13 protein-coding genes are annotated in these 13,710 nt (G+C 72.5%); 4 read left to right on the plus strand and 9 right to left on the minus strand.

Annotated features, from left to right (window positions below; translation table 11 throughout):
- Nucleotides 1–90 precede the first annotated feature (90 nt).
- The gene (locus AB0C28_RS05515) at nucleotides 91–1,857 is read right to left on the minus strand and encodes a long-chain fatty acid--CoA ligase (protein WP_358073189.1); all 1,767 of its coding nucleotides are present in this window, start codon (nucleotides 1,855–1,857) and stop codon (nucleotides 91–93) included.
- Nucleotides 1,858–2,205: 348 nt separating this feature from the next.
- On the opposite strand from AB0C28_RS05515, the gene AB0C28_RS05520 reads away from it, so the two are divergent.
- Nucleotides 2,206–3,855, plus strand: a complete 1,650-nt coding sequence (locus AB0C28_RS05520; RefSeq protein ID WP_358073190.1) for an ABC-F family ATP-binding cassette domain-containing protein — start codon at nucleotides 2,206–2,208, stop codon at nucleotides 3,853–3,855.
- A gap of 37 nt (nucleotides 3,856–3,892) precedes the next feature.
- Complete coding sequence (locus tag AB0C28_RS05525) at nucleotides 3,893–4,873, plus strand: hypothetical protein (RefSeq protein WP_357840796.1); 981 nt, start codon at nucleotides 3,893–3,895, stop codon at nucleotides 4,871–4,873.
- A gap of 57 nt (nucleotides 4,874–4,930) precedes the next feature.
- Here AB0C28_RS05525 and AB0C28_RS05530 read toward each other — a convergent pair whose 3' ends face one another.
- Together AB0C28_RS05530 and AB0C28_RS05535 are read right to left on the minus strand one after the other, a co-directional pair.
- Entirely contained in the window at nucleotides 4,931–5,197 is a 267-nt protein-coding gene (locus AB0C28_RS05530; RefSeq protein WP_357840799.1) for a zf-TFIIB domain-containing protein, read from the minus strand.
- A 58-nt stretch (nucleotides 5,198–5,255) separates the two neighbouring features.
- Nucleotides 5,256–6,113, minus strand: coding sequence for a phosphotransferase (locus tag AB0C28_RS05535; protein WP_357840802.1), 858 nt, complete (start codon nucleotides 6,111–6,113; stop codon nucleotides 5,256–5,258).
- 126 nt (nucleotides 6,114–6,239) lie between these two features.
- On the opposite strand from AB0C28_RS05535, the gene AB0C28_RS05540 reads away from it, so the two are divergent.
- Nucleotides 6,240–7,127: a TIGR03619 family F420-dependent LLM class oxidoreductase gene (locus tag AB0C28_RS05540; protein ID WP_358073191.1), complete on the plus strand. Its 888-nt coding sequence runs from the start codon at nucleotides 6,240–6,242 to the stop codon at nucleotides 7,125–7,127.
- Nucleotides 7,128–7,175: 48 nt separating this feature from the next.
- Here the strand turns inward: AB0C28_RS05540 and AB0C28_RS05545 are convergent, their stop codons facing one another.
- The 3 genes from AB0C28_RS05545 to murQ all read right to left on the minus strand — a co-directional run bounded on the left by AB0C28_RS05545 (nucleotide 7,176) and on the right by murQ (nucleotide 9,675).
- On the minus strand, nucleotides 7,176–7,556 hold the full coding sequence (locus AB0C28_RS05545) for a VOC family protein (RefSeq protein ID WP_358073192.1): 381 nt from the start codon (nucleotides 7,554–7,556) through the stop codon (nucleotides 7,176–7,178).
- 9 nt (nucleotides 7,557–7,565) lie between these two features.
- Nucleotides 7,566–8,672 (minus strand): serine hydrolase domain-containing protein, encoded by a 1,107-nt coding sequence (locus tag AB0C28_RS05550; protein WP_358073193.1) that lies wholly within the window; start codon nucleotides 8,670–8,672, stop codon nucleotides 7,566–7,568.
- 103 nt (nucleotides 8,673–8,775) lie between these two features.
- Entirely contained in the window at nucleotides 8,776–9,675 is a 900-nt protein-coding gene (gene murQ, locus AB0C28_RS05555) for an N-acetylmuramic acid 6-phosphate etherase (RefSeq protein ID WP_357840813.1), read from the minus strand.
- Nucleotides 9,676–9,732: 57 nt separating this feature from the next.
- On the opposite strand from murQ, the gene AB0C28_RS05560 reads away from it, so the two are divergent.
- The gene (locus AB0C28_RS05560; RefSeq protein WP_358073194.1) at nucleotides 9,733–10,845 is read left to right on the plus strand and encodes a DUF1343 domain-containing protein; all 1,113 of its coding nucleotides are present in this window, start codon (nucleotides 9,733–9,735) and stop codon (nucleotides 10,843–10,845) included.
- Nucleotides 10,846–10,847: 2 nt separating this feature from the next.
- Here AB0C28_RS05560 and AB0C28_RS05565 read toward each other — a convergent pair whose 3' ends face one another.
- Genes AB0C28_RS05565 through AB0C28_RS05575 form a run of 3 tightly spaced genes read right to left on the minus strand, consistent with a single transcriptional unit; the run spans nucleotide 10,848 to nucleotide 13,710 of the window.
- On the minus strand, nucleotides 10,848–11,705 hold the full coding sequence (locus tag AB0C28_RS05565) for a GNAT family N-acetyltransferase (protein ID WP_358073585.1): 858 nt from the start codon (nucleotides 11,703–11,705) through the stop codon (nucleotides 10,848–10,850).
- Nucleotides 11,705–12,715: an ABC transporter ATP-binding protein gene (locus AB0C28_RS05570; protein ID WP_357840822.1), complete on the minus strand. Its 1,011-nt coding sequence runs from the start codon at nucleotides 12,713–12,715 to the stop codon at nucleotides 11,705–11,707. The genes AB0C28_RS05565 and AB0C28_RS05570 overlap by 1 nt, the downstream gene beginning before the upstream one ends.
- On the minus strand, nucleotides 12,712–13,710 hold the full coding sequence (locus AB0C28_RS05575) for an ABC transporter ATP-binding protein (RefSeq protein ID WP_357840825.1): 999 nt from the start codon (nucleotides 13,708–13,710) through the stop codon (nucleotides 12,712–12,714). The genes AB0C28_RS05570 and AB0C28_RS05575 overlap by 4 nt, the downstream gene beginning before the upstream one ends.

Genomic DNA, 13,710 nt, shown 5'->3' on the forward strand with positions numbered 1-13,710 from the left:
GGGGCCATTTACCATGTTGGGCGGGGTGGGGGGGGGGGGGGGGGGGGTGGGGCGCGGGGCCCCCCCCACCACTCCAGCGTCCGCGTCCGGTCAGGTGTAGAAGGAGTCGAGCACCTCCGCGTTCCGCTCCTCGACGACCTTGCGCTTGATCTTGAGGCTGGGCGTCAGCTCGCCCGTCTCCACCGCGAAGTCGGCCCCCAGGATCGCGAACTTCTTGACCGTGGCGTAGCTGGCCTCGCCCGCGTTGACCTGGTCGATCGCCTTCTGCACCTCCTCGCGCATGCGCGGGTGCTCGCGCAGCTTCTCGGGGTCGTCCGGCAGCGACTCGGCCCGTGCCCACGGCCCGGCCACGTCCATGTCGAGCGTGATCAGCGCCGTGACGTAGTTGCGCCGGTCGCCGTGGACGAACACGTGCGACGCGTACGGGCAGGCCGCCTTGATCCGGCCCTCCAGGTACGTCGGCGCGACGTACTTGCCGCCCGAGGTCTTGATCAGCTCCTTCTTGCGGTCGGTGATGCGCAGCCGCCCGGCCTCGTCCACCTCGCCGATGTCGCCCGTGTGCAGCCAGCCGTCCTGCAACGCGGCGGCCGTCTCCTCGGGCAGCCCGTGGTAGCCGCGCATGATGCCGCGCCCGCCGATCAGGATCTCCCCGTCGTCGGCGATGCGTACCTCGGTGCCGGGGAACGGCGGGCCGACCGTGCCGAACTTCACCGATTCCGGCCGGTTGAGGAAGCTGCCCGCCGACGACTCCGTCAGGCCGTACCCCTCGTAAATGGTCAGGCCCGCCGCGTCGAAGAACTCCGCGATGTCCTGCGACAGCGGGGCGGCGCCGGAGATGAACAGGCGGATCCGGCCGCCGAAGCGCTCGCGCAGCTTGGCGAAGACCAGGCGGTCGGCCAGGGCGTACTCGGCGCGCATGGTGATCGGCAGCTCGGCGCCGCGCTGACGGGCCCGGCTCACCCGCAGGCCGGTCGCGCGGGCCCAGTTGAAGATGCGCAGCTTGAGTCCGCCCTCGCGGTGCATGTTTGCCACGACCGTGTTGTGGATCTTCTCGAAGATGCGCGGCGCGGCGGCCATGAGCGTCGGCCGTACCACGCCGAGATTCTCGGCGATCTTGTCGAGGCGGCCGTCGATCACGGTGGGCACGCCGAGGTCGATCATCACGACCTCCAGCAGCTTGCCGAACGAGTGGGACAGCGGCAGCCACAGGAAGTGCAGGTCGTCGGGGGAGATCAGGTCGAGCTCGCGCACCGCCTGGCCGGTGTAGAGCCAGTTGTCGTGGGTCAGCTCGACGCCCTTGGGCCGACCCGTGGTGCCCGAGGTGTAGATCAGCGTGGCCAGGTCGTCCTGGGCGATGGCGTCCACCATCGCGTCGTAGTCACGCCCGCTCGCGGCCGTGTCACGGCTCACCGAGTCGAGGGTGATCACCCAGCCGTCCTCGCCGGGCGAGCCGTCGATGACGATCACGTGGGTGACGTCGGGGAGCTCCTTGCGCACCGAGGCGAGCTTGGCGACCTGGTCGTCGTTCTCGGCGATGACGATGGTGCTGCCGGAGTCGGTGATGACGAACGCGGACTCGGCGGCGGTGTTGGACGGGTAGATCGTGGTCGTGGCCGCTCCGGTCGCCAGCACCGCGAGGTCGCAGAGGATCCATTCGAGGCGGGTGGAGCACAGGATCGACACGCGGGTGCCGGGGCCCGCGCCCAGCTCCGCCAGGCCGAGGGCCAGCCCGCGTACGCGTTCGTCCACCTCCCGCCATGACAACGAGGTCCACCCGTCGCCCGCGGGCACACGGTACGCCTCGGCGTCGGGGGTCGCCGCGATCCGGTCGCGGAGCAGGGAGGGAATGCTCGACATGCCTGACCTCCAGGGGGTGTTGGCCCCGACTCTAGGACCACGGCGGCGTTCCAGTCGATGGGTCGCGCCCGCGAAGGGGCTTGTTGCCAGGTGATCGGCAGGTCGCGTACGCTGGTGACGTCGTATCGCCGAGCCGTGGGGGCAACTGACGTGAGGATCTGAGGTCGCGGGCACCGCGCCGTTCCGCCCTTCCGTGGGCCTGCGCGCGTTCACACCTGGACCTCTCACGGATCTTCGCGGGTCTTCTCGGGCTTGCCGTCGGCTGGTGCCGGCTTCCTGGTGTCGCGTGCGTCTGCGGTGTTTCCCGCCCAGTCACGAAATTTCGACTTTTGTGATGGGAACCGCCTTATGTCTATTTCCATTGTCGTCGATCACGTCTCCTTCGCGTGGCCGGACGGCACCACCGTGCTCGACGGGCTCGACGCCGCCTTCCCGGCGGGACGTACCGGGCTGATCGGGCTCAACGGGTCGGGCAAGTCCACCCTGCTCAGGGTGATCGCCAGGGAGCTGACCCCGGCCTCCGGGTCGGTGTCGGTCCGGGGCGTCGTGGGCTACCTGCCGCAGAACCTGCCGCTCGCCGCCGGCCGTTCGGTGTCGGACCTGCTGGAGATCGGCCGTGTCCGGGCGGCCCTGCACGCCATCGAGGCCGGCGACGTGGCGGAGGAGAACTTCGCCGCCGTCGGCGACGACTGGGACGTCGAGGAGCGCGCCAGGGCCGAGCTGGACCGGCTCGGCCTGCGCCACGTCGGGCTGGACCGCACGGTCGGCACGCTGTCCGGCGGCGAGACCGTCATGGTCTCGCTGGCCGCGCGGCTGCTGAAGCGGCCCGACGTACTGCTGCTCGACGAGCCCACCAACAACCTCGACCTGGACGCGCGGCGGCGGCTCTACGACGCCGTCTCCGCCTGGCAGGGGGTGCTGCTCGTGGTCAGCCACGACCGGGCGCTGCTTGAGCTGGTGGATCAGATCGCCGAGCTGCGCGAGGGCTCCGTGCGCATGTACGGGGGCAATCTCACCTCCTACGAGGAGCAGGCCGAGGCCGAGCAGCAGGCCGCGGAGCGCTCCGTGCGCACCGCCGAGGGCGAGATCCGCCGCCGGCGGCGCGAACTCGTCGACAGCGCGATCAGGATCGACAGGGGGCAGCGGTACGGCAGGAAGGCGTTCGAGAACAAGAAGGTGCCGAAGATGGTGGCCGGCGCGCTCAAGCGCAAGGCCCAGGTGAGCGCGGGCAAGCAGCGCGCGCTGCACGCGGAGCGGCTGGAGGAGGCGAACGAGCGGCTGAGCGAGGCCGAGCAGGCCGTGCGCGACGACGCGGAGATCCGCATCGAGCTCCCGGGCACGGAGGTGCCCGCGGGCCGCACGGTCCTGACCCTGCCGCTGGAACCCCGTTCCGCGCCCGCCGAAAGCCCAGATGACGGCCCGGATGACGGCCCGGATGACGGCTCAGGTGCCGGCCCAGCCGTTGGCAGGGTGGCCGTGCTGGAGACGCTGGTCGTGCGCGGGCCCGAGCGGATCGCGCTGCTCGGCCCCAACGGCTCGGGCAAGACCACGCTGCTCAAGCGGATCGTCGCGCACGGCGCGCACGTGCCGCTCCGCTATCTGCCGCAGCGGCTCGACCTGCTGGACGACCGGCTGAGCGTGGTGGACAACGTGCGCGCGATGGCCCCGTCCGCCTCCGTGAACGAGGTACGCGCCCGCCTGGCGCGCTTCCTGTTCCGGGGCGATCGGGCCGGCCAGGCAGTGGGCACGCTGTCGGGAGGCGAGCGCTTCCGTGCCACGCTGGCCGCCCTGCTGTCGGCCGAGCCGCCGCCGCAGCTCCTCCTGCTCGACGAGCCGACCAACAACCTCGACCTGGCCAGTGTCAGGCAGCTCGCGCAGGCGCTGTCGGCCTACCGGGGCGCGCTCATCGTGGCCAGCCACGACCTTCCGTTCCTGGAGGAGCTGGGGATCACCCGCCGGCTGCGGCAGGATCGGGACGAGGGACTGGCGGAATCGTAATTGACGGTTGGGGATCAACCGGACGATAGTGTGGCAGGTGGCTACACCCCGTTTGATCTCCTGTGTTCTCGCGCTGGCGACCCTCACGACCCTCGGCGCGTGCTCCACGGGCTCGGCGTCGCCGACCGGTGGCGAGCCGAGGGTCACGGGTGTCGCGGGCGGCCAGGGCGCAGCCCCCGCGGGCACCGCGGCCGGTGCGCAGAGCCCGGCGGCGCTGACGCCCGAGGCGTACAAGAGTGAGCTTGAGAACCGGCACAAGGCGATGTCCGGCGCGATCACCTCGCTGGCAGGGGCGCGCGGCGTGAAGGCGCTGGACAAGCGCGTGGGGCGGGCCGAGGAGGCGCTGAGCGGCGCCGCCGACGCGCTGTCCGCGCTCGCGCCGCCCGAGACCGTGCGCGCCCAGCACGAGGCGTACGTGAGCAGCCTGCGCGACTTCGCCACCGCGCTCGGCGCCACCGCCGGCAAGGTCGGCGCCCGCGACCTGTGCACGTCCTCGGCCGTACTGACCGACGTGGACGACAAGCTGGCCGCGCTCGACGAGGCGGGCCGGGCGCTCCAGGAGGCCGGCGACTACCCGGCCGACATCGTCGGCGTCAAGGCCACGGGCAAGAAGAGCAGGCGGCTGAGCAACGGCTCGTTCCTGCGCAAGGGCACGCTGAACGGCCGCGGCTCACTGGAGATCGACAACGGCGGCAGCCGCGACGCGGTGGTCACCGCCATGCGCGGCGGCAGCAAGGCGTTCAGCGTCTATGTGCGCAGGAAGGCGAAGTTCAAGGTCAGAGGCGTCCGTGACGGCAGCTACAAGATCTACTTCACGCACGGCTCCGACTGGGAGGGCAAGACCAAGGCCTTCACCCGTGACTGCAGCTTCGAGCGGTTCGAGAAGACGGTGAAGTTCAAGACCACGTTCACCGCCACGCAGATCCGCTGGCACGACTGGCGGATCACGCTGCACGCCATCTCGGGCGGCAACGCCCGCACCGCGCCCGTGGACCCGGACGACTTCCCCGGCGACTGAGCGGCCGGGGAGGCCGCGCACCCCGCGTGCGCGGCCGCTCCGATCAGAGGCGGACGATCAGGTGGAGAACAGCATGCCTACCCAGCTGCGCTGACCCCGGTGGTGACCGTGGTGGCCGCCTCCGTGGTGCGGGGCGCCCCACGCGGGGCCGGGGGCGTGTCCGGGGGCGGGCGGGGGAGCAGCGTGGTACTGCGACTCCATCCGGGTCAGCGTCTCGAGCTCGCCGTAGTCGAGGAAGATCCCCCGGCAGTTGTCGCACTGCTCGATGTGGACGCCGTTGCGCTCATAGGTCCGCATGCTTCCGCGGCACTTAGGGCACTGCATCTAAGTCGCACTCCTTGGCTTCGAGGTCTCAGGGTGAAACCTACCGTGCGCAACCCCGTCACGCTCGGACGATTCTGTTGCACGATTCGACCAACGAATGTTCGACCTCGTCGAGTTCCCGGCGCTCGTGCCAGGCGTTGACCACGGCCACGGCGGCCAGTTGCACGGTCAGCGCCCTGGCGGGCACGTCGAGCCGCTGCCAGGGATCGTCGCCCTGGCCGAGCGCGGGCCCGCCGGAGGCGAGATAGGCGCCGAGGAACCGCTCCCACACGGCGGGGGCGAGCAGCCCCGCCGCGTACCAGGCGGCCGGCCTGGCCAGGTCCCATGCCGGGTCGCCGACGCCCAGGTCGTCGACGTCGATGAGCAACCAGCGGTCGCGGTGGACGAGCTGGCCCAGGTGCCAGTCTCCGTGGGTGAGCAGGGCCGGCATCGGCCGCGGCTCGGGCAGCTCCTTGAACGCCCGCCTGACGAGCTGCTCGACCGGCCCGTCGCCGGGCATCCTGGCCACCGCGCGGGCGGCCCTGGCGGGCCCTCCGGCGGCCGGCAGGCCGGGCATCAGCGTGAGGGGGACGGCGTGCAGCCTGGCCAGCAGCCGGGCGCCCTCCTCCCACGGCGCGTCGGCCGGGTCGTCGTCCTGCGCCACGGGCCGGCCCGCCGGCCACACCGTGACCGCGCGCCCGCCCGCCGACAGCACCTCGGGCTCCAGCGGGGCCAGCATCACGCTGCTCACCGCGGCCGAGGCCGCCGCCTTCAGCCTCGGCCGTAAGTCCCCGGCGTCGTCACGCGCCGAGTGGGCCTTGACCACGACCTCTCCTCTGCGCAGCACCACGACGTCGGTGCGCGTCGGATGTAACACGGGCTCGCCCGCGCCGCCGTACGCCGCGGCGATGCCCGCGAGCTCCTCCTCCAGACCCACCCGTACAGAGTAAGGGCGCGATGGCACGACCCGGGCCCGGCGCCGGGGCCGAGGTTCCCGGCCAGGAGGGACGGGACGATGACCGCCGGGTGCGGGGAGCGAAGCGGCGTCGTTAACACTGGGACCATGAGAGTCGGTTTCGCCGTACCGCAGTCAGGGGCGTGGGCCACGCCGGGAAACATGCGCAGGGTCGCCGTCCGGGCCGAGGAGCTGGGCTACGCCGAGCTCTGGACGTTCCAGCGGCTCCTCTACCCCGTCGGCCATCCCATGGGCCCCACCTACCGCGCCGTGCACGACCCGCTGATCACGCTGGCCCACCTGTCGGCCGTGACCGGCAGGATCGGGCTCGGCGTCGCCGTGCTCAACGCGTACGCGCAGCCGGTGGCGCTGGCCAAGCAGCTGGCCACGCTGCAGACGCTGTCGGGCGGCCGGGTCACCGCCGGGCTGGGCCTGGGCTGGCTGCCCGAGGAGTTCGCGGCGGCCGGCGTGGACATGGCGGGGCGCGGGCGCAGGGGCGAGGAGTTCGTCGAGGTGCTGCGCAAGGCGTGGCGTGACGAGGTGGTCGAGCACGAGGGCGAGTTCTTCCGGGTGCCGCCCGCCCACATCGATCCCAAGCCCGAGCCAGGGCCGCCTCAGATCCTGCTCGGCGGCACCGCCGACGTCGCGCTGCGCCGCGCGGCCCGGCTGGCGGACGGTTGGGTCAGCTCCAGCAGGGAGGACCTGTCGGCCATCGCCGGGCGGATCGCGCTGATCAAGGAGGAGCTGGCCGGAGCCGGGCGTGACCCGGAGGCGTTCAGGTTCGTGGTACGCGGGGTCACGCGGGTGCGGGCGGCCGACGAGGACCGTCCGCTGAGCGGCACGTACGACAAGATCCGGCGCGACGTGGCCGAGCTGGCCGCCCAGGGCGTCACCGACGTCTTCCACGACCTGAACTTCGACCGAGAGATCCCCGAGGCCGACCCCAAGGAGGCGCAGCGCCGGGCCGAGGAGGCGCTCGAAGCGCTGGCCCCCTGAGGCGGGACGGTGGCCGGCCACACGCTGCATGGCGGCCGCCGATCGCGGCTACCAGCCGCCGTACGGCACCGTGATGATCTCCAGGTTGTGGCCGTCGGGTGCGGACCAGTAGAGGCCGCGCCCGCCGTCGTTGGTGTTGATCTGCCCAGGACGCTGGTGGTAGGGGTCGGCCCAGAAGGTCAGGCCCCGCTCCTTGATCCGGCCCCAGATCTCGTCGAACTCCGGCTCGCTCACCAGGAACGCGTAGTGCTGTGGCGGCACGTCGCCGTCGGTCTGGGAGACGTCGAGCGAGACGCCGTTGCCGAGCGAGACGACCCGGAACGGCCCGTAGACCGGCGCGGGCTCCAGCCCCAGGACCTCGACGAGGAAGTCGGCGGTCGCGTCTCTGTCGGTGGCCGGCACGATCGTGTGGTTCAGATGCACGGGCATGCCCGCAGATTACGCCGGACGGGCCTCGGAGGCGGGGAGGCGGCCCGCCAGGCGCGCGGCGTGCGCCGCCACCGCCCCGCGCAGCTCCCTGATGCCGTCGCGGCCGCGCACCGGGTGGACGGCGTTGGTCAGCAGCACCACGGTCAGGCGGCGGGCGGGGTCGACGACGAGCGAGGTGCCGGTGAAGCCCGAGTGCCCGTACGCGTCCGCCAGCGGCCCCGCCACGCCGGGATCGCCGATGCGCACGCCGAGCCCGTGTCGGAACGGCGCCCCCTCCACCCCCTGGTCGCGCGTCATCTCGGCCACGCTCGAAGGGCGCAGCACGCCCCCGCCGCCGAGCCGCAGCGCCTCGCCGAAGGCCAGCAGGTCGGCGGCGGGCGCGAACACGCCGGCGTGCCCGGCCACGCCGCCCAGCGCGTACGCGGTCTCGTCGTGCACCTCGCCCCTGACGCAGCCGGGCCCAGGACGTTCGGCCTTGAACTCGGTGGCGGCGATCCGGTCCAGCAGCGCGGGCGGAGGCCGGTAGCCGGTGGCCGACAGCCCGAGCACGTTCGTGACGCGGTCGCGGACCAGCACGTCCAGGGGCGCGCCGCCGGCCAGCTCGGCCAGCCGGCCGGCCATGACCATGCCGACGTCGCTGTAGAGGTACGGCCCGCCCGCCGGATGGACGACCGGCGTGCGCAGCATGGCGGCCATCCTGGCCCCGGCGAGACGCTGCGCCGTCGCGGGGGTGAGCGGGCCGGGCAGCTCGTCACCGATGCGGCGGCCCGCGGGCAGGCCCGCCGTGTGGGTGAGCAGGCGCCGCGGCGTGATGCTCCGATCGGCCGCCTCGATCAGTCCGGTCACCGGCTCGTCCAGGTCCAGCAGGCCCTCCTCGGCCAGCGAGAGCAGCACGACCGTGGTGAACAGTTTGCTGACCGAGGCCAGGTCGAAGATCGAGTCGCGGCGCGCGGAGGGCCGGTCCGCGGCCAGGCCGCCCTCGGCGCCGGCGTACCGGACGAGCTCCCCGGCGGCGGCCGAGGCCACCACGGATCCGTCGACGGCGATCAGCGCGACCGCGGCCGGGCAGACACGCGGCACCGCGTCCGCCAGGATCGCCTCAAGACGATCGGACATCCCCACCCCGACATTCACCCCGGACATTCCCCCGACGTTCGCCCCGGACATCCACCCCGACATTCGCCCAGGACATTCACCCCGAGCGGAACGCTCCCGCGCCTCAGCCGCTCAGGGCGTCGCTGAGGCGCTCCCCGTGCGACTCCAGCAGCGCGCGGGCCGCCTCGGCGTCGAGGCCGTGCTGGATCATCAGGACCGCGATCTTCGCCTGGCCGCCCGCCGCCTCCAGCGCCGCGCGCGCGGTCTCCTGGTCGGCCCCGGTGATGTCCCTGACCATGCGCAGCGCCCGTCCCGCGAGCTTGCTGTTCATGGCCGACATCTCGATCATCTGGTTCCCGTACGTGCGGCCCAGCTTCACCATGGAGATCGTCGAGATCATGTTCAGCACGAGCTTCTGGGCCGTGCCGGCCTTCAGCCGGGTCGAGCCGGTCACCACCTCGGGCCCCACGACGACCTCGACGGCGTGCTCGGCGGCGGCCGACAACGGCGCGCCCGCGTTGCACGACAGGCCGACGGTCAGCGCGCCCCTGGCGGTGGCCTCGGCCAGCGCGCCCAGCACGAAAGGAGCCCGCCCGCTGGCGGACACGCCCACCACCGAGTCGAGCGGTCCCACCTCCAGGTCCTTCAACGCGGCCGCGCCCGCCTCAGGGTCGTCCTCGGCCCCCTCGACGGAGCGGGTCAGCGCGTCGGGCCCGCCGGCGATGACGCCCTGGACCAGCGAGGGGTCCGTGCCGAAGGTGGGCGGGCACTCACTGGCGTCGAGCACGGCCAGCCGGCCGGATGTGCCGGCGCCCACGTAGAGCAGCCGGCCGCCCTCGGCCATCCTGGCGGCGATCGCGTCAATCGCGGCCGAGATCGCGGGGACGGCCGTGGCGACCGCGGCGGGCACGGCGGCGTCGGCCTGGTTCATCAGCCGGGCGATCTGCTCCGTCGGCAGCCGGTCGATCTGGCTGTAGCGGGGATCGCTCTGCTCGGTGGACAGCTCGGGTAGCGGATCAATCATGTCGCTAATTTCCACCCTCTACTTCTCTCTTGTAAATATCTTTCAGACAATGGGTTCATGCAACATGTGAGAACCGGAGCAGAACGGCTGGCCGCGGATCCCTCCCTCGCCGGAGGCTCCCGCCTCGGCCTGATCACCAACCCGACCGGTGTCCTGCCCGACCTGACCGCCACCCCCGACGCCCTGCTGAACGCGGGGCTGAAGCTGACCGCCCTGTTCGGTCCCGAGCACGGCATGCGCGGCACCGCCCAGGCGGCGGGCAGCGAGGGCGACACGGTCGACGGCAGGACCGGGCTGCCGGTGTACGACACCCACAAGCTCTCCGGCGAGGCCCTCGACCGCGTGGTGGCCGCCTCCGGCGTGGACACCCTGGTCTTCGACATCGCCGACGTGGGCGCCCGTTTCTACACCTACGTGTGGACCATGTACGACCTGATGGAGTCGGCCGCCAGGCTCGGGCTGCGGTTCGTGGTGCTCGACCGGCCCAATCCGCTGGGCGGCGAGGTGGAGGAGGGGCCGAAGCTCGACCCGGCGTTCGCCAGCTTCGTCGGCCGCTTCCCGCTGCCGCTGCGGCACGGCAGGACGGCGGGCGAGCTGGCCGGGCTGTTCGGGTTCGACCTGGACCTGACCGTGGTGACCATGGAGGGCTGGCGGCGGGACATGGCCCACCACGACACCGGGCTGCCCTGGGTGATGCCGTCGGTCAACATGCCCACCCCGGACACCGCGCTCGTCTACCCGGGCACCGGGCTGTTCGAGGGCACCAACTTCTCCGAGGGGCGCGGCACGACCAGACCGTTCGAGCTGGTCGGGGCTCCGTACGCCGACGACAGGTTCGCGCCGGCGCTGGCCGCGCTCGGCCTGCCGGGGGTGCGGTTCAGGGAGACGTGGTTCACCCCGACCTTCCACAAGCACGCCGGCACCCCCGTCCGCGGGGTGCAGCTCCACGTGCACGACCGGCGCGCCTTCAGGCCGGTGCTGACCGGCCTGTCCATGCTGCACGTGGCCCGTACGCTCTATCCTGACGACCTGCGCTGGTGGGGCCCCGACCTGTTCCTCGACCACCTGTGGGGCTCCGACACCCTCACCAGGACCCTGGAGGCCGGTGAAGATCCCCGCGAGCTGTGCCCACCGCCGGGCCGCCCTGAGGGACATCTGCTCTATACGTGACATCACGCCAGATCGCGCCGGTAGAGCCAGAAGACGCGTTCCGCTCGCGCGCCGACGGCGCGCGAGTAGAACCGCAACGGCCCCACCCACCCGATCTGGGCGCTGTCCTGCCCGGCGGCCCGCTGGTCTGCCAGGCACCTGCGCAGCAGCACCCGGCCGAGACCCAGCCCGCGCGCGTCCTCGGCGGTGCCCATGGGCCCGAACCAGGCCGGCCGAGACCCCCACGCGGCGAAGCCGAGGATCCGGCCGTCGCGCTCGGCGTAGTGCAGCCCGGCCGCGTTGACCGCCTCCCAGGCCCACCGCTCGTTCCAGTGTTCCGCGACGAACGCGGCGACGCGCTCGCGGTCGTCCCCGGCCGCGTGCACCGTGACCCCCGACTCTTCGAGCCGGGCCAGCTCGTCCGCCACGGACAGGTCGGCGGTCGCCAGGTCCGCGGTCATGTTCCAGGCCACGTGGTAACGCTCGTAGCCGAGCCGCTCGGCCAGGCAGGCGGCGGCGGTGTAGCGTACGTCGATCCCGGGCCAGGCGTAACACGGCGGGTTCCCGGCGAAACGGGCCTGCCGCGCGCCCTGGCCGCGCAGCCACTCCTCGGCCGCGCGCACGAGCGCCGTGCCGTGCCCCTGACCCTGGGCGGAGGGGTGCACGGCGAGCAGGTCGATGTGCCCCGCCTGCGGATCCTTCTCCGACATCGAGGCCAGCACCACGCCGCCGCCGGTGGCCAGCGCCGTCCAGCGCCGCCCGGCGGGAGGCCGCCACAGCGCCTCCGTCAGGGCGGGGGCCTCACCGGCGTCGAGCGTCAGCGCCGCTTCGGCGGCGCGCGCCGCCTCGGCGGGCTCGGCGGCCCGTACGGCGTGAGCCATCACACCTCGCTCATCGGCCGGGCGATCACGTCACGGCGCTCGGGGTAGAAGCACGCGTGCTCCTGCGGCGCCCCGTCGGTGATGCGCAGCAGCGGCCGTTCGTCCGCGCACCGCTCGCCCCTGAACGGGCAGCGGCGGGCGAACAGGCAGCCCGCGTCGGACTGGCTCTCGTCCAGCGACTCCAGCGGCACCACGGGCTGCTCACCGGGCTGCTCCAGGCCGTGCAGCACGGGGATGGCCGACAGCAGCGACTGCGTGTACGGGTGCACGGGATCGGCGATGATCGTGTCCACCGCGCCGCGTTCGACGACCTGCCCCCGGTAGATGACGTACAGCTCGCCGTCGGCGCCGATGTAGCGGGCGGTGGCCACGTCGTGCGTGATGAACAGCACGCTGACCCCGAGCCGCTCGCGCAGGTCCTTCAGCAGCGCCAGGATGCCCAGCCGGAGCGAGACGTCGATCATCGACACGGCCTCGTCGGCGACCAGCATCTCGGGGTCCACGGTCAGCGCGCGGGCGATGACCACGCGCTGGCGCATGCCGCCGGAGAGCTGGTGCGGATAGCGCGACAGCACCGTGCCCGGGTCCAGCCCGACCAGCGACAGCACCTCGGCCGCCCGCTCCTCGATCCACGCCCGCGAGCGCCCGGTCTGCCCGGCCCGCAGGCTCAGCGGGGCGTGCAGGGTCTGGTGGACGGTCCTGGTCGGGTTCAGGGCCGAGTACGGGTCCTGGTGGATCAGCTGGATCTTGCGGAAGTGCGGCTGGCGCTGCTTGTGCTTGAGCCCCGACATGGGGACGCCGCCGATCTCGATCTCACCCTCGTCGTACGTCTCCAGCCCCGCGATGATCCGCCCCAGCGTGGTCTTCCCGCACCCGGACTCGCCGATGAACGAGGCCGCGCCGCCCTTGGGGATGGCGAAGTCCACGCCCCGCAGCGCTCGCACCTCGCGCGCGCCGAGCATCTTGCCCCGCTGCTTGAAGGTCTTGACGACCCCGGTCCCGGTGATCATGCGTGCTCCTTCACCGTCACGGCGTGGCAGGCGACCGTCCTCGGCCCGCGCTCGCCCTGGTCGACCTGAGGCTCGGGGTCCACGCTGTCGCACACGTCCATGCGCAGCGCGCAGCGCTCCCTGAACACGCAGCCCTGCTTCGGCACGGTCACCAGCGTCGGCGGGCGTCCCGGCAGTGCCTGCGCCTCGTCGATGTCGCCGACGAGCCGCGGGATGGCCCTGATCAGGCCGCGCGTGTACGGGTGCTGCGGCGCGCCGAGCACCTCCCTGGTGGGGCCCTGCTCGACCAGGCGGCCGCCGTACATGACGGCCAGCCGGTCGGCCACCTCGGCCACCACGCCGATGTCGTGCGTGATGACCAGCGTGGTCAGCCCGCGCTCGGCGTGCACCTCACGGACGATCTTCAGAATGTTCGCCTGCGTGATCATGTCCAGGGCGGTCGTCGGCTCGTCCAGCACCACCAGGTGCGCGTTGAGCACCAGCGCCAGCATGATGCCGACCCGCTGCCGCATGCCGCCGGACAGCTCGTGCTGGTGCGAGTCGAGCACCCGGGCGCCGTCCAGGCCCATCCGGCCGAGCAGCTCCTGGGCCTCGCGCACCAGCCCGCGCAGGTCCTCCACGCCGTGCGAGCGGCCCAGGTCGAGCAGCTGCTTGCCGACCGTCTTGAGCGGGTTGAGCGAGTTCTGTGCTGCCTGGAAGACGTAGCCGATGTGCCGGCCCCTGGCCTTGCGCAGCTCCTCGCCGGCCAGGCCGACCACGTCGCCGAGCCCGTCGATCTCGACGCTGCCCGCCGCGATCCTGCCGGGCGGCTGGACGGCGTTGAGCAGCGACAGGGCCAGCGTGGACTTGCCCGAGCCGGACTCGCCGACGATGCCGGTGATCGTGCCGGGCTCCAGCGTGAGGCTGATGTCCCTGACGGCGGGCAGCTCGCCCGCCGGGGTCTTGTAGACGACCGTCAGGCCGCCGATGCGCACTCCCGGCGCTTGTGTACCCAC

This window comes from Nonomuraea sp. NPDC048892 (genome assembly GCF_040649735.1).
Taxonomy (GTDB): Bacteria; Actinomycetota; Actinomycetes; order Streptosporangiales; family Streptosporangiaceae; genus Nonomuraea; species Nonomuraea maheshkhaliensis.